The 14130-nt window shown below is 65.1% G+C and carries 18 protein-coding genes; 10 read left to right on the top strand and 8 right to left on the bottom strand.

Going from position 1 to position 14130, the window contains the following annotated elements; translation table 11 throughout:
• The first annotated feature begins 53 nt into the window (after nucleotides 1-53).
• Nucleotides 54-344: a hypothetical protein gene (locus tag AS26_RS02590; RefSeq protein WP_062305878.1), complete on the top strand. Its 291-nt coding sequence runs from the start codon at nucleotides 54-56 to the stop codon at nucleotides 342-344.
• Nucleotides 345-402: 58 nt separating this feature from the next.
• Complete coding sequence (queC, locus tag AS26_RS02585) at nucleotides 403-1086, top strand: 7-cyano-7-deazaguanine synthase QueC (RefSeq protein WP_062305876.1); 684 nt, start codon at nucleotides 403-405, stop codon at nucleotides 1084-1086.
• Here the strand turns inward: queC and AS26_RS02580 are convergent.
• Nucleotides 1083-1577, bottom strand: a complete 495-nt coding sequence (locus AS26_RS02580; protein ID WP_062305875.1) for a helix-turn-helix domain-containing protein — start codon at nucleotides 1575-1577, stop codon at nucleotides 1083-1085. The genes queC and AS26_RS02580 overlap by 4 nt on opposite strands.
• Entirely contained in the window at nucleotides 1574-1966 is a 393-nt protein-coding gene (locus AS26_RS02575; protein WP_062305873.1) for a globin domain-containing protein, read from the bottom strand. The genes AS26_RS02580 and AS26_RS02575 overlap by 4 nt, the downstream gene beginning before the upstream one ends.
• A gap of 146 nt (nucleotides 1967-2112) precedes the next feature.
• On the opposite strand from AS26_RS02575, the gene AS26_RS02570 reads away from it, so the two are divergent.
• Genes AS26_RS02570 through AS26_RS14155 form a run of 3 tightly spaced genes read left to right on the top strand, consistent with a single transcriptional unit; the run spans nucleotide 2113 to nucleotide 3325 of the window.
• Nucleotides 2113-2490 carry a YlbF/YmcA family competence regulator gene (locus AS26_RS02570; protein WP_062305872.1) on the top strand — a complete coding sequence of 126 codons (378 nt, stop codon included), beginning with the start codon at nucleotides 2113-2115 and terminating at the stop codon, nucleotides 2488-2490.
• Complete coding sequence (locus tag AS26_RS02565) at nucleotides 2487-3170, top strand: metal-dependent hydrolase (protein WP_062305870.1); 684 nt, start codon at nucleotides 2487-2489, stop codon at nucleotides 3168-3170. The genes AS26_RS02570 and AS26_RS02565 overlap by 4 nt, the downstream gene beginning before the upstream one ends.
• Entirely contained in the window at nucleotides 3167-3325 is a 159-nt protein-coding gene (locus tag AS26_RS14155; RefSeq protein WP_157068431.1) for a hypothetical protein, read from the top strand. Before AS26_RS02565 ends, AS26_RS14155 begins: the two co-directional genes overlap by 4 nt.
• Nucleotides 3326-3439: 114 nt before the next feature.
• Here AS26_RS14155 and AS26_RS02560 read toward each other — a convergent pair whose 3' ends face one another.
• A complete protein-coding gene (locus AS26_RS02560) occupies nucleotides 3440-3691 on the bottom strand; it encodes a DUF3243 domain-containing protein (RefSeq protein WP_062305869.1) in 252 nt (83 codons plus the stop codon).
• Between the two features lie 133 nt (nucleotides 3692-3824).
• On the opposite strand from AS26_RS02560, the gene AS26_RS02555 reads away from it, so the two are divergent.
• Nucleotides 3825-4118, top strand: a complete 294-nt coding sequence (locus AS26_RS02555; RefSeq protein WP_062305867.1) for a hypothetical protein — start codon at nucleotides 3825-3827, stop codon at nucleotides 4116-4118.
• 163 nt (nucleotides 4119-4281) lie between these two features.
• Here the strand turns inward: AS26_RS02555 and AS26_RS02550 are convergent, their stop codons facing one another.
• Nucleotides 4282-5526, bottom strand: coding sequence for a DNA polymerase IV (locus AS26_RS02550; protein ID WP_281176935.1), 1245 nt, complete (start codon nucleotides 5524-5526; stop codon nucleotides 4282-4284).
• 190 nt (nucleotides 5527-5716) lie between these two features.
• Between AS26_RS02550 and argR the strand changes: the two genes are divergently transcribed.
• Together argR and cysK are read left to right on the top strand one after the other, a co-directional pair.
• Complete coding sequence (gene argR, locus AS26_RS02545) at nucleotides 5717-6169, top strand: arginine repressor (protein ID WP_083515957.1); 453 nt, start codon at nucleotides 5717-5719, stop codon at nucleotides 6167-6169.
• An 88-nt stretch (nucleotides 6170-6257) separates the two neighbouring features.
• Nucleotides 6258-7181, top strand: a complete 924-nt coding sequence (gene cysK, locus AS26_RS02540) for a cysteine synthase A (RefSeq protein WP_062305863.1) — start codon at nucleotides 6258-6260, stop codon at nucleotides 7179-7181.
• Between the two features lie 302 nt (nucleotides 7182-7483).
• Here cysK and AS26_RS02535 read toward each other — a convergent pair whose 3' ends face one another.
• From AS26_RS02535 to AS26_RS02520, 4 genes are all read right to left on the bottom strand, one after another.
• Nucleotides 7484-8155, bottom strand: coding sequence for a hypothetical protein (locus AS26_RS02535; RefSeq protein WP_062305861.1), 672 nt, complete (start codon nucleotides 8153-8155; stop codon nucleotides 7484-7486).
• A gap of 78 nt (nucleotides 8156-8233) precedes the next feature.
• Complete coding sequence (locus AS26_RS02530; protein ID WP_062305860.1) at nucleotides 8234-8425, bottom strand: hypothetical protein; 192 nt, start codon at nucleotides 8423-8425, stop codon at nucleotides 8234-8236.
• Nucleotides 8422-8664 carry a hypothetical protein gene (locus tag AS26_RS02525; RefSeq protein WP_062305858.1) on the bottom strand — a complete coding sequence of 81 codons (243 nt, stop codon included), beginning with the start codon at nucleotides 8662-8664 and terminating at the stop codon, nucleotides 8422-8424. Before AS26_RS02525 ends, AS26_RS02530 begins: the two co-directional genes overlap by 4 nt.
• 88 nt (nucleotides 8665-8752) lie before the next feature.
• Nucleotides 8753-9643 (bottom strand): YitT family protein, encoded by an 891-nt coding sequence (locus AS26_RS02520; protein ID WP_062305857.1) that lies wholly within the window; start codon nucleotides 9641-9643, stop codon nucleotides 8753-8755.
• 138 nt (nucleotides 9644-9781) lie between these two features.
• Here AS26_RS02520 and AS26_RS02515 point away from each other — a divergent pair, with 138 nt between their 5' ends.
• Together AS26_RS02515 and dnaE are read left to right on the top strand one after the other, a co-directional pair.
• On the top strand, nucleotides 9782-11089 hold the full coding sequence (locus tag AS26_RS02515; protein ID WP_062305855.1) for a DRTGG domain-containing protein: 1308 nt from the start codon (nucleotides 9782-9784) through the stop codon (nucleotides 11087-11089).
• 5 nt (nucleotides 11090-11094) lie between these two features.
• The gene (gene dnaE / locus AS26_RS02510) at nucleotides 11095-14070 is read left to right on the top strand and encodes a DNA polymerase III subunit alpha (protein ID WP_062305931.1); all 2976 of its coding nucleotides are present in this window, start codon (nucleotides 11095-11097) and stop codon (nucleotides 14068-14070) included.
• The last annotated feature ends 60 nt before the right edge of the window (nucleotides 14071-14130 follow it).

Here is a 14130-nt window from a genome sequence, read left to right as displayed (position 1 = left end):
GTATAGTATACTGTGGAGTGCAGAGATTGTACAGGGAAGCGAGGGGACGAGAGGTGCAGGTGAGCGAGCGGGCGGCGCGGGCGCTCCTTCGCCTCGCGCGGGAGGAGCTTAGGCCGGGGGAGTTTGTGCGGATTGACCGCGCGTATCGGTGCGGGGGGCCGCGGTTTCAGGTGGTCATCGACGACCTGTCCACGCCGCTCGACTCCACGCTCCGCGTGAGCGGGCCGGACGGGGACGTCGAGGTGACGGTGGCGCAGGCGCTCGTCAAGTTGCTCGAGGGCATCGTGCTGGATTACAGTGAGGAAGGCTTCGTGTTCGGGGAAACGGCGCCGGTGGGCTGCTGAAGCTTTCGGGCCGGACAAGCCGGGCACGGGGACTGCTTCGCGACAAGGGCGTGTGGGCATGGCAAAAGCTGTGGTGATTTTGAGCGGAGGGCTCGACAGCGCGACGTGCATGGGCATCGCGCGCGCGGCGGGCTACGAGCTTTGTCCCATCACCTTTGACTACGGGCAACGGCATCGGATTGAGCTCGAGTCGGCGAAAAAGGTGGCGGCGTTCTACGGCGTCAAGGACCACCGCATCGTGTCCATTGACTTTCTGCGCCAAATCGGCGGCAGCGCGCTGACGGACGAGTCCATCGACGTGCCGACGGAGGGCGTTTCGCGCGAGATTCCGGTGACCTACGTGCCCGGGCGGAATCTTTTGTTTCTCGCCATCGCGGCGTCGTATGCGGAGGTCATCGGCGCGGAGGCCATCTACATCGGCGTGAACGCACTCGATTACAGCGGCTACCCCGACTGCCGGCCGGAGTTCATCGAGGGCGTGGAGCACGTGCTGAGAATCGGCACGAAGGCGGGCGTCGAGGGGCGGCCCATTCGCATCGAGACGCCGCTGTTGCATTGGACCAAGGGCGAGATCGTGCGCAGGGGGCTGGAGCTCGGCGTGCCGTACGAGCTCACCACGTCCTGCTACCAGGGCGGCGAGGTGGCGTGCGGCGAGTGCGACAGCTGCCGTCTGCGCCTGAAGGGGTTTGCGGAGGCGGGCGCGAAGGATCCCATCCCGTACCGCCCAGGCTTCAACGATTAGCCTTGGAACGCCTGGATGAGCCGCCACGCCCGCTCCAGCTGGCGGCGCTTGTCGGCATCCGCCGTCACGTACGACTGCAGAAACGGCATGGCGTCGGGATGCATGCGGACAAAGAGGATGAGCCGAGCCTCGTCCTTGGAGAGGACGAGCTGCGTCACGCCGGGCGCGTCGGCGGTTCGCTCGGTCGGGTTGGATGGCACCGGCTGCCGAACCCTGTCGCTTGGGTGGCGCTCGCTTTGCGCGGTCTTCGCCTGCTGAAGGGAGGCTTCAGCGGCCAGGTGCGGCGCAATCTGCGCCATCTCCACCCCGAGCGCTGCGGCGATTTGCGCGAGGGTCCGCTCGTCCGGCTGTCGCCGGTTGGTCTCGTACATGGCGATGGCGCTCGTCGAAAGGTGGGCGCGCTCCGCGAGCTTGGCCTGCGTGAGGCCTCGCTCTTTCCGCAGTTGGGCGATGCGCTCGCCGAGCGGGGGCACAGGCGAGGACGGCGTCATGCTTCCCCCTCCTCTCCGGGCGTGTTCACCATGTGCAGCGCGATGGCGCCGAGGCGCTCAAGCATCGCGTCGCGCGCAGCGGGCGGAATGCCGGCCTCCTCCATGGCCTCGGCCATGCATCGGAGCCAGTGTTTCGCGTGGCGGACGGTGATAGGGAATCGCAGGTGCCGAGCCCGAAGCATGGGGTGACCCCGGCGTTCGGTGTAGAGCCTCGGGCCGCCGAACAGCTGCGTCAAAAACCAGTACTGTCGCGCTTTGACCTCGTCAAACGTCGGCGGAAACAGCGGGCGCAGGAGTTCGTCCTGTGCGACGCGATCGTAAAAGGCCTCGACGAGCTTGCGAAACGTGCTCGCGCCGCCGACGGCCTCGTAAAGGGTTGTGGCTGCCACAAAGGTCCCCCCTCCTCTCCCGAACAGTATACCGAAAGCGAAGGGGTTGCGCACCGAACCCGCCTGTGGCAAGACCTCGCTCCCAAGCTTTTTCCACGACTTCTTCCGGCGGTATAATAGACCCGTACAGCAAGGAGGGACGGCGCGTGAACCCGTATGATCATGCGCACGCCCTGGCGCGGGCCATTCGCGAGTGGGAGCCTTACCAGCGCGCGAAGCGAGCCAAAGAGGCTATCGAGCGGGACGAGGCGACGAAGCAGATGGTGCTCGACTTCTACCGGCGCCAATACCAGCTCGAGGTGAAGCGCATTCGCGGCGAAGAGCCTGCGCAGGAGGAATGGGAGCAGCTGCGCAAGTTGCTCGAGATCGTCCAGTTGAATCAGGACGCGCGGGCGTACCTGGAGGCGGATCTCGAACTGCAGCGGCTGTGGGTGGACGTCCAGCGTATCGTCTCGGAGCCGTTGGAAGACGTCCGCCTTGCGCCGCTCGACGAAATCATGAGGGAAGTGGGGCGAGAGTCGTGAAATTGACGTACCATGGCCAGTCCTGTTTCGTCATTGAAAGCGGGCAGCATCGCCTGGTCATCGATCCGTTCTTGAGCGGCAATCCGAACGCGGTGGCGAAGCCGGAGGACATCAAGGTCCAGTGGGTCATCCTCACGCACGGCCATTCCGATCACGTCCTCGACGCGGAGGCCATCGCGCGCAACAACAACGCGACCATCATTGCGGCGAACGAGTTGGCCGTCTACTACGCGAGCAAAGGGCTGAACGTCCATCCGATGGGCATCGGCGGCAAGCGCGACTTCCCGTTCGGCCGCGTCAAGGTCACGCTCGCGTTCCACGGCTCGGGCGTGGAGACGGAGAACGGCCTGGTGTACGTCGGCCCGCCGGTTGGGTTCCTGTTGACGCTCGAGGGCAAGACCATCTATCACGCGGGAGACACGGGGCTGTTTGGCGACATGAAGATCCTCGGCGAGCTGAACACCATCGATCTTGCGCTCCTCCCCATCGGCGACAACTTCACCATGGGCCCGGACGATGCGCTCATCGCCGCGGAGTGGCTCAAGGCGAAAAAGGTCATTCCGATGCACTACAACACGTTCCCGCTCATCGCCCAGGACGGCGCGAAGTTCGTCGCGGACTGCAAGGCCCGCGGCATCGACGCGCTGGAGCTCAAAATTGGCGAGACGTTCGAGCTGTGATCCGTGAACATGGACGGCAGGTTCCGCGAAAGCGGCGCCTGCCGTTTTTCACGTGGTCTCCTCAGCATGCAAAGCTGGCGCCGGTCCTGGAGCTGAACGCGAACCCGAAGCCCAATTCGCCCACTAACCCGGCCCCGTATCCCGTGTTCGTGTAGACCGACGCCCACTGGGTCACCTGGTGGGAGGGAGCCGGGCATCTCGCCTGGGCCGCGCTCACCTGAAAAGACGAGGCGCCGCCTCGGGCGCGCGGCCCGGACGGCGCCTGTTTGTCAGTGCGCGCGATCCGCCATTTTCACCATGATGCTCGCGATGGCGCGGCGCTCTTCGTTGTCCGCCACGTTCCACATTTCCTTCAGAAGCTGTTGCTCAGGGTTCTTGGGATCGACCTTGCTCGCCAAAAACTCGCCAACCTTTGTGGCGATGTTTGCGAGCTGATCTTGACTCAGACCCACTTCCTTGGCGCGATCGACGTGTTCCCCGAGGAATTGCTTCCAGTTCTCAAAGGTCTCCATGACGCCCATGGTTCATCCTCCTTCATCTGCGGTGGTCTCGTGCTCAATGTTCCCCGATGCCCGGAGGGTCATGCGGCCTGGCGCCGCGCATGTTTGGAAAGGCCGGCGCATATATGTCGGACAGGCAAAGGAGGAGGACGGTATGCGGAGAAAAGTGGGCGTGCCGAGACAGGTGCGGATGTACTCGGCCATTTACGGGCTTGCGGCGCTCGCGCTGGCGGCGTACGGCGTGCCGCGCCTGCCGAAGCTGGAGCACGGCCTCGCGGGCACGTTCTCGGCCCTCTGGCTGCTTCTGCTGGCGCTGTACATCGGGGCAAATCTGTACTTTTGGCTCGGGGCGGATCGCGAGCGGGCTCGGCAATTGGAAGAAGAAGCGTATCAGAGCGCGGCGCGGGAAGAGCGGCCGGGGCGCATCCGGCTGCGCGCGCGGGGATGAAGGACTGCGGTGGGCCTTCTTGCCGGGTGTCCGCATGCGCCAACGGGAGGTGGGCAGGCGGCTCGTCACGACCGCCTGCTTGTCCACGCCACCAGGCCGATGGCCAGCACGAGGCACGCCAGAATGGTCACAATCGGGTCCAGGTTGCCGTGCAAAGGATCCGTCACGGGGTTTCCTCCTCGTCATCCAGTCGTTCGAGCGACGTGCCGCGCGCGTGCACGTCGTCCTGTTGTCCGGAAAGCGAGCGGCCCAGGCGAATGGCGCTCGGCCCGAACTTGGCCCGCACTTCGTCGATGGCGCGCTCGAGCTTCTCCAGCCGCGCGTCCCTCGGCTCAGCCGTGATAGGCGCCGCGTCCCACAGGTGGAGCTGAACCCCCTGTCCGTCGCGCGGCACCAAGCCCTCCACCGACACCCCAACCAGCCGTACCGGCTCCGACGGCCAAATCCGTTGAAACAGTGCCCTCGCGGCCTGAAAAAGTTCACCCGTGTGGCGCACGTAGGTCGGCAGGGTATCCTGATGGCGCGACGTGCGCATGTGGCGATCCCGCAGGGTCACGGCGACCACCCGGCCCATCAGGCTGTAGTGGCGCATGCGCGACGCGACGCGATCGCACAAATCCATCACGACGCCTTCCACCTCGGCGAAGGTCCGCGCGTCTTTGGCCAGCGTCATGGAGTGGCCGACGCTCTTCGGCGGTTGAGGCTGCGTCTCGAGCGGGCGCGGGTCGATGCCGTTGGCGCGCGCCTTCAGCTCGGCGGCCCGCGGCCCGAGCGCGCGGGCGAGGATGTCGAGCGACTGCACGGCGAGATCGCCGATGGTGACGATGCCGAGGCGCCGGAGCCGCTTGGCGGTGCTCGGGCCGACGCCGTGCATATGCTCGATGGCGAGCGGCCAGAGTAAGCTGCGAATGTTGTCCGCGCGAAGCTCCGTGATGCCCATCGGCTTTTTCATGTCGCTCGCCATCTTAGCCAAAAACTTGTTGGGTGCCACGCCGATGCTCGACGGTAGTCGGAGCGACTCGAGCAGGCGAGCCTGAATCGCGCGGGCCAGTTCAACCGGCCGGTCTCCGCCGGGCACGCGCGTGACGTCCGCGTAACACTCGTCGATGCTCGTGATCTCGACATCCGGCGTGAATTCGCGCACGATGGCGAACACCTTGCGCGCGTACGCGCGGTACAGGCAAAAGTCGGGCCGGACCAGGATGAGCTCCGGGCAGCGGGCCAGGGCCTGGTGGACAGGCATGGGCGGCTTGACGCCGCGGGCGCGGGCCTCGTAGCTCGCCGTGACCACAATGCCGTGGCGCGTGGCGGGATCGCCCGCGACGGCGATGGGTTTGCCTGCGTAGCGAGCTGGCTCGCGGGCGGCGTGACACGAAGCGTAGAAGGCGTTCATGTCGATGTGCAGGATTTGCCGCTGCGAAATGCGAAATCACCTCTAGGCATCAGTGTACCGCAAGCGCGGGGGGTTCGCTTGTGAATTTCTCGAACGCTCTCCCACGCCCACGGCGAAATCTTCGGCTTACGCGCGGAGGGATGCGCTAAAATCCCTGGTGGGAACATTGAGGCGAGACGAGAGCGCCATGAAAAGGAGACTGTCTGTGCAGAGCAAGGAACAGCGCTTGATGCGCATTCGCGAGATCGTGAGCCAAAACGAGATTGAGACGCAGGAGGACTTGGTGCGCGCGCTCGAGGAGGCGGGATTTCCCGTCACGCAGGCCACCATCTCGCGCGATATCAAAGAGCTGCAGCTGGTGAAGGTGGTGGGTTCGAACGGCAAGTACAAGTATGCCCTGCCCACCGCGGTGAACAAGGTGTCGGTGGACGCGCTTCAACGGCGGCTGGCGGAGGTGTTCATCTCGCACGCGCGCGCTCAAAACCTCATCGTCATCAAAGTCGCACCCGGGAACGCGCACGCCATCGGCGCGCTGATGGACGCGCTGGATCCGCCCGGGCTCTTGGGCACCATCTGCGGAGACGACACGATGCTGCTCGTGTGCCAGGACGAAGAGGCCGCCATTCGCCTGCTCAACGAGACTTTGAACATCGGCTGAGGCTGGCGTTTCGCGTTTTCCGAGTTATACTATAGAAGTTGGTATATTTCTGCTGCGGCCCTCGCCGCGGCGCGTGAGGAGATTGGCCATGCCTTTGTACAATTCCATCCTCGATCTCGTCGGTCACACACCGGTCGTTCGCCTGAACCGCCTGCCGGATCCGAACGGCGCGAGCGTCTACGTGAAGCTCGAAGGCAAGAATCCGGCCGGCAGCGTGAAGGACAGGCCGGCCTTGAACATGATTTTGGAGGCGGAGCGCCAGGGCAAGCTCATTCCCGGCAAGAGCACGGTCATCGAGGCCACGTCAGGCAACACAGGCATCGGCCTCGCCATGGTCTGTGCCGCCAAAGGCTACCGGTGCATCATCACGATGCCTGAGAATGCCACCGAGGAGCGGGTCAAGCTGCTCAAGGCGTACGGGGCGGAGGTGCACCTGACGCCGGAGTCCAAGCGGATGAAGGGCGCCATTGAGCTCGCCGAGGAACTCGCTCGGCGCATCCCGCACAGCTTCATTCCGGCCCAGTTTGACAATCCCGCCAATCCAGATGCCCACCGCAAGTCGACGGCGCTCGAGATCCTCGAGGACTTCGAGGGCAAGCTCGACGCGCTCGTGTTGACCGCGGGCACGGGCGGCACCGTGACGGGCACGGGCGAGGTGCTGAAACAGCGCATCCCCGGCATCAAGATCTACGTCGTCGAACCGAAGGGCTCGCCCGTTCTTTCGGGCGGTCAGCCGGGTCCGCACAAGATCCCCGGCACCGGGCCAGGATTTGTCCCGAGCATCCTGAACCGCGAGGCGTTCGACGAGATCCTGCTCATTGACGATCACGACGCCCAGATGATGGCGCGCCGGGTTGCTGCGGAAGAAGGCATTCTGCTCGGAGCGTCCGGGGCGGCGTCGGTCTTTCACGGCCTGCGCATCGCGGCCTCGCTGCCGAAGGAGGCACGCGTGCTCTGCATGGCGCCAGATACCGGTGAGCGGTATCTCTCGTCCGATTTGTACCAGAGCTGACGCGCATTGCATAGCCATTCCCGCGCGGGCGCTGCAAAGATAGGTCTCAAGACTCATGTGTCAAACGATCCGACCGGATATACTGACGGTGTGGTGTAGTTGACCTTGTTCTACACTGTACCTATCCCTGACTGCCCGGTCTTCGGGAAACCCCGTCTCACGCGCGAGGCGGGGGTTTTTGTTTCTTTGAGGATGGCGTGACATCACGAGGAAACTCGCGGTGACATACCCCCTTCGGGGTGTCCATCGCAGGGACGAGCGAGGATACCATGCGAAGGCGCCGCATGCGCGGCGCCCGTGGCCTAGTCCGACAGACCAGCTTGAAGCGTGCTCGTCATCTTGGCCAAAATCTTGGTGGCGTTCTTGATATCCGACACCTTCTGCTGCTCCAGTTGCGTCATGTCGAGCAGCGCGGCGAGCAGCTCGCCGTTATTCCCATTGGCGTGGGCCTGCTGAAGGACTCGGAAGTCGGCAGACACCTCCGCCTGCGTGTACAGCGCATCCTGCAAATACGACACGACGGCCGTCGAATCGGGCGTCTGATGGGTGAGAACGTCGAGATCGCCCACCTGGACGAACCACTGCAGCGCGTTGATGTACGCGTTGAATGCCGTCTGCAGCTGCATCTGCGCCTGCTTGTCGCTCTGCGTGGCCTGCTTGTAGGCCTGGAGAGCCTGCTGGAGCGCGTCGTCAATGGCCGCAGGCGATGTGGGCAGGGACTGGGTGGGTAACGGCGGATGGGCAATATGCGTCGGATGGATGGCCTCGTACGGCGCAATCGCCTGCTCAAACTGCGTGATGATCTGGTGGATGTTCGGCCGCGCCCCACCGCCCGTGCCGTTGCCCGCGGTGTTGGCCACCACGGCCAAGAGCACGGCGTTCGGGGTGGTGCCCGCTTCCGCTGCCGGCACTGCGCACAGGGACATGAGGCTCGCAGCGGATGCCGCGATGGCAAGGAAAAGACCCCGAGTCACAGCACTCACCTCGATGATGGGTTACCACATTCATTCGTCACGTCGAGGCGAAACTGTGGGGGTCCCTCGTGTGCTCCGTCACTTTCCGGCGGACTGTCGCAGCCGTTCCACGCCGTAGGCCGTGAGAAACGCAGCCGCCGTGATGGCGAGGTGCTGCGAGAAGTGGGCCACCGGCAGCGCGTCGTCGATCACGCCCGGCAAATACGTCGCCGCCAGCGCGGCCGCGCCGACGTACGCGATGCCGGCGTACAACCAGGGCGAAACCTTCACGACTTCGCCACCTCCTCGGCTTCGGATGTTCCGTACTCGCGCTCCTCGGGCAGCCGGCTGAGCGCGCTGTGCGCCGCATAGCGCGCGGCTTCGAAGCCTAACAAGCCGCCCGACACGAGAAAGAGGATGTGCGCCAAGGCGTGATGAAGGATGGACGCGTCAGCCCACGCGTCGACGCTCGGCCACACCCCCACCGCCCATGCTGCGAGGGCCGCGACGACGGTCAACGGGATCTTCAAAGGCCATCGACCTCCCTGCGAGTGTCTGGAGACTAAACTTCCTTACAAGTTTGCTCGCAGAGATGAAAAGTTAAACCTGATGGCCGCATCACGGCGCGCTTTGGCGAAATCGGCCAATGACCTCGGTCGTATCGAGGATGGTGATGAACGCATCGGGATCGAGCGATTGGACGATTTCCTTGAGATCCGCAATTTCAAGGTGCGTCATGGCGCAGAGCAGCACGCCGCGCTCCCGCTGCGTGTAGGCGCCGTACGCGCGCATGACGGTGGAACCCCGCACGAGCCGCTGGCCAATCGCGCTCGCGACTTCGCTCGGCTTCGAGGTCACGATGAGCGCCGTCTTCCGCTGCTGAAAGTGCATGAGGCCCGAGACGACGCGGGAGGCGGCGTACATGCTGACGAGGGTGTACAACCCCGCGGGCACGCCGAACACCAGCATGGACAACAGGACGATGGCGGCGTTCATCACGAAGCTCACGGAGCCGATGTTGCGCCCCGTCAGCCGGTGCACAACGAGGCTCACGATGTCGGTGCCGCCCATGGACCCGCCGACGCGGATGACGAGCCCCGACGACAGCCCCGTCAGCACGCCGCCATACAGGCCCATGAGCAGCGGGTCGGTCGGTGTGGAAAAATGAAGGCGGACAAAGTCCGCGAGCGCGGAGAAGCCGAGGATGGCAATGCCGGTCTGAAAGATGAATCGGCGCCCGAGGTATCGGTATCCGAGGACGAAGAGCGGGATGTTGAACACGAAGTACATGGTGCCCACGCCGAGCGCGGGGACGTAGTGGTGGAGGATCTGGGCCACGCCGGTCACGCCGCCGGCGAGGATGTGGGCAGGGGTGAGGAAGTTGTTGACCGCGACGGCGCCCACGAGATCCGAAAACAGGATGACTGCGATGCGCCAGGTCCAATCGAGCGCGGGGTGAGAGGCGCCGCGCATGCCCACCATGCGGCGCACATCGTCGTATACGCGCATGACTCACGTCTCCTCGTCGCACAGGGTTTGCCACCATTCTACACGGATTTCGGAGGCAATTGACGACAGGTCCGTGAAAGCTATGATCAAGCTAGATGCTAAGCCGCGAGGGACCGCCAAGCGGTCCGAGGAGGATCCGTGACGACTAAACATCAGCAAATCCTGGAGTACATCCGATCCCTGCCGGTTGGATCCCAGATCTCCGTCCGCAAAATTGCGCGGGTCTTGAACGTGTCCGAGGGGACGGCGTACCGCGCCATCAAAGAAGCTGAGGCGGAGGGCTTCGTGTCCACGCTGGACCGCATTGGCACGGTGCGCGTGGAAAAGAAGGAGAAGGAGCAAATTGAGCGCCTGACTTTCGCGGAAGTGGTGCGCATCGTGGAGGGCACGGTGCTCGGCGGGAAAGAGGGGCTGCACAAGACCCTCAGCCGCTTCGTCATCGGCGCCATGCGCACGGAGTCCATCAGCCGCTATCTGAGCCCCGGGTGTCTCATGATTGTGGGCAACCGGGAGCAGGTCCAGCGCATGTCGCTCAAGAGCGGCGCTGCGGTGCTCATCACGGGAGGCTTCACCGCCTCGCCGATGGTCGAGAAGCTCGCCAACGAGTATCAGCTGCCGCTCATCTCGTGCTCGTATGACACGTTCACGACGGCGTCGCTCATCAACCGCGCGCTGTACGACCGGCTGATCAAAAAGGACATCCTCTACGTGGAGGACGTGCTGCAAAATCAGCCGCTCGTGACCCTTCGGCCCAACGACACCGTGCGCAAGTACTACCACCTCGTCGAGGAGTCCGGCCACTCCCGCATGCCGGTCGTGGACGCGAACGGCCGGCTCGTCGGGATCATCAGCCCGCGCGACGTGGCGGATGCGGAGCTCGACGCCCCAGTCTCCCGCTACATGACGCGCAATCCGGTGTCCGTGACGCCGAAGACGACCATCGCGTCGGCCGCGCACCGAATGGCGTTTGAAGGCTTCGAGATCATGCCCGTGGTGAAGGACAAGGACGTGATCGGCGTGATCACGCGCCAGGACGTGATCCGGGCGCTGCAGATCATGAACCGGCAGCCGCAGGTCGGGGAGACCGTCGAAGACGTGGTGGTGCGGGACTTCAACGTCGTCCAGACGCCGGACGGCTCGGCTGTGCTGCGCGGCCAGGTCACGCCGCAGATGACCACGTCGGGCGGCACCATCGCGACGGGATCGCTCACGACCATCATTCAGGAGGCGGCGCGCGTCTGCCTGCGCAGAGCGCGGCACGTGGACATGTTGATTGAGAACATGACGCTGTACGTGCTTCGGCCCGTGCCGGTCGACACGACCATCGACGCGCGGGCGCGCGTGCTGAACGACGGGCGGCGATATGCCAAGGTGGAGGTCGAGATCGCGGACAAGAGCGACGTGTTCGCGAAGGCGCTCGTCACCGCGCAGTGGATCGAGAGGTGAACACGGTGGACTTTGTGCACCTGCACGTGCACTCCGCGTTTTCGTTTCGCGAGAGCCTGTTGCGCGTGGAGGACGTCGTTCGGGCCGCCAAGGCCTGCGAGATGTCGGCCGTGGCCATCACGGACACGAACGCGATGTATGGGGCCCTGAGCTTCTATCGGCTTGCGCGCGCGGAGGGACTGGCGCCCATTCTCGGTATGCAGGTGTCGCTCGCCGTCGGCGAAGAGGGGCCTGCGCCTGCGCGCGCGGCCGAGTCGCTCGACAGCGTGGTGGTGCTCGCGATGGGCATGGGAGGGTATCGCAAGCTCACCCGTCTCGCGACCACCGCGCGCTGGAAACGAGCGGTGCCGCACGTCACGCTGCGCGAGCTCGCCGAATGCTCGGATGGACTCGTGGTGCTCTGCGGCGGCCCGGAGTCGCGCCTGTTCGACTTTCTCGCTCGAGGCGAGATGGAAGCGGCCGAGCAAAGGCTCATGCAGATGACGAACGCCGTGCCCGTGGGCCAGTTGTTCGTCGAGGTGCAGGATCACGGCCTGCGGCGGGAGCGCGAGGGGCTGCCTTCGCTCATTCAGCTCGCCAAGCGTTACGACGTGCCGCTCGTGGCGACGAACGACGTCCGCTATCTGGCGCGCGAGGACGCGCCCTGGCATCGGGCGTACGCGCAGCTCGCGCAGGCCGATGCCCATGAGCGGTTTGGGACGGACGCCTTTCACTTTGCGACGAAGGATGAAATGGCGGATCGGTTCGCCAACTTGCCTGAGGCGCTGGCGCGATCGGCCGAAATTGCAGAGATGTGCGCGCTCGACCTGCCCCTGTACCAGGTGCGCATGCCGCGCTACCCCACGAAGGGCGGGCGCGACGCGGAAGAGGTGCTGCGCGAGGCCGCGCGCGCGGGCGCCGCGAGGCGATACCCCGCCATGACGCCCGAGGTGGAGGAGCGGCTCGAGCGCGAGCTCGACGTCATCTGCCGCATGGGGTACGCCGATTACTTCCTCGTCGTGGCGGACTTCATTCGGCACGCCCATCAACAGGGCATTTCCACAGGGCCTGGCCGGGGATCCGCGGCGGGCAGCCTCGTGGCGTACGCGCTTCGCATCACAGACGTGGACCCCATCCGGCACAAGCTCCTGTTCGAGCGGTTCCTGAATCCCGCGCGCGTGTCGCTTCCGGATATCGACACGGACTTCGAGTTCGAGCGGCGAGGCGAGGTCATCCGCTACGTGATCGAGAAGTACGGGCGCGATCGCGTCGCGCAAATCGGGACGTTCGGGACGCTCCAGGCGCGGGCGGCGCTGCGGGACGCGGGCCGCATGACGGGCGCCGATCCGGCGCTCGTGGATCGGCTCGCCAAGCTCGTGCCGGGCGTGGTGCACGCGTCGCTCGATCACGCGTATCAGGAGTCCAAGGCCTTCCGCGAGATCGTCGACAAGAGCCCGGACGCCGCGCGGCTGTTTGAGGCGGCCAAGCGGATTGAGGACCTGCCGCATCACACGTCCATTCACGCGGCGGGCGTCATCATCTCTCCCGAGCCCATCGCGGACTGGATCCCGCTCGATTTCGCCGCGGACGACACGCCGGTCACGGCCTATCCGATGGAGGACGTCGAGGCGCTGGGCTTTGTGAAGATGGACTTCCTCGGCCTCAAGACGCTGACGCTCATCGATCGCTGTCTTGACTCGATTCGAAGGCGCACGGGCGTCTCCATCGATTGGCGGCAGGTGGACGAGGGCGACAAGGCCACGTACGCCCTCTTGACCCGCGCCGACACGAACGGCGTGTTTCAGCTGGAATCGGCCGGCATGCGGCGCGTGCTGCGGGAGCTCCGCCCTACGAGCCTGGACGACGTGATCGCCGTCATCTCGCTGAACCGCCCAGGCCCGATGGAGAACATCCCCGTCTTTTGCGACGCGAAACATGGGCGGCGCCCGGTCACGTATCCGCATCCGGACCTCGCGCCCATTCTGGCGGACACGTATGGCGTCATTGTGTATCAGGAGCAGATCATGCAGATTGCGAGCCAGATGGCGGGGTTTTCGCTGGCCGAGGCGGATCTCTTGCGGCGGGCCGTGTCGAAGAAGAAGCGCGAGATTCTGGATGAGGAGCGCGCCCGCTTCGTCGACGGGTGCGTTCGGCGCGGCTACAGCGAGGAGACGGCGCGCGAGGTGTACGATCTCATCGTGCGCTTCGCGGACTATGGGTTCAATCGCTCACATGCGGCGGCGTACGCGGTGCTCGCCTTCCGAACGGCGTACCTGCGCGCGCACTTTTTGCCGGACTTTTTGGCGGCGCTCCTCACGCTCTCGATGGGGGCGCCGGAGAAGATCCGGCTGTACGAGCAGGACGCGAGGCGCCACGGCATCCAGGTCCGGCCTCCGTCCGTCCTGAGGAGCGAGCGGGGCTACACGGTGGAGGAGGACGGGAGCCTTCGCGCGGGCCTCGTCTCCGTTCGAAACGTCGGGGAGGCGGCGGTCGATCACATCCTGTCCCTGAGGGCCGAGAAGCCGTTTGCGTCGCTGGTCGACTTTCTCCGCCGCATCGAGCCCCGCATCGTCAACCGCAAGGCGCTCGACAGCCTCTTTGCGGCGGGGGCGCTCGACGACTTTTTTCCGGAGAACGCCTCGCGCGACGTGCGCCGCCAGATGTTCGAGGAGGCGCTTGTTCGCGCGGAGGAGAGCCGGCAGTGGGCCGCACTGGACCTGTTCGTCGAGGCGGAGCAAAAGAGCGCCGAGGCGAGCGGGAAAAGCCCCGTCCCTTCGGCGAAGCGCCTGTACATTCGGTACCGCAGCCGGGGCGGCGGGCAGGTGTTGCGCGAGATTCAACGATTGCTCGCGATGTCGCCCGGGGAGACGGAGGTCGCGCTGTACGACGCATCCACGGGGCGGGCGCGGCTGCTCGGCCCGCGCTATCGCGTGGAGGTGACGCAGGATTTGGTGGCCGCGCTCGAGGAGCGCGTGGGGCTCGGCAACGTCCGGCTGAAGTGACGCTCGCGCTTGCCCTGGTTTGTGCATGTGCCTGTCGGACAGACATGGTATAATGCGGGC

It is taken from the genome of Alicyclobacillus sendaiensis NBRC 100866, assembly GCF_001552675.1.
Lineage (GTDB): Bacteria > Bacillota > Bacilli > Alicyclobacillales > Alicyclobacillaceae > Alicyclobacillus > Alicyclobacillus sendaiensis.
The sequence above is the reverse complement of the archived record's forward strand: the minus strand, read 5'-3'. Positions and strand labels throughout refer to the sequence as shown.

What these genes read in the sequence shown, in the direction of transcription:
- AS26_RS02560 (WP_062305869.1), bottom strand. Translation starts at nt 3,691, where the DNA reads ATGGGCGTCATGGAGACCTTTGAGAACTGGAAGCAATTCCTCGGGGAA.
- queC (WP_062305876.1), top strand. Translation starts at nt 403, where the DNA reads ATGGCAAAAGCTGTGGTGATTTTGAGCGGAGGGCTCGACAGCGCGACG.
- AS26_RS02580 (WP_062305875.1), bottom strand. Translation starts at nt 1,577, where the DNA reads ATGACGCCGTCCTCGCCTGTGCCCCCGCTCGGCGAGCGCATCGCCCAA.
- cysK (WP_062305863.1), top strand. Translation starts at nt 6,258, where the DNA reads ATGCCTTTGTACAATTCCATCCTCGATCTCGTCGGTCACACACCGGTC.
- AS26_RS02555 (WP_062305867.1), top strand. Translation starts at nt 3,825, where the DNA reads ATGCGGAGAAAAGTGGGCGTGCCGAGACAGGTGCGGATGTACTCGGCC.
- AS26_RS02520 (WP_062305857.1), bottom strand. Translation starts at nt 9,643, where the DNA reads ATGCGCGTATACGACGATGTGCGCCGCATGGTGGGCATGCGCGGCGCC.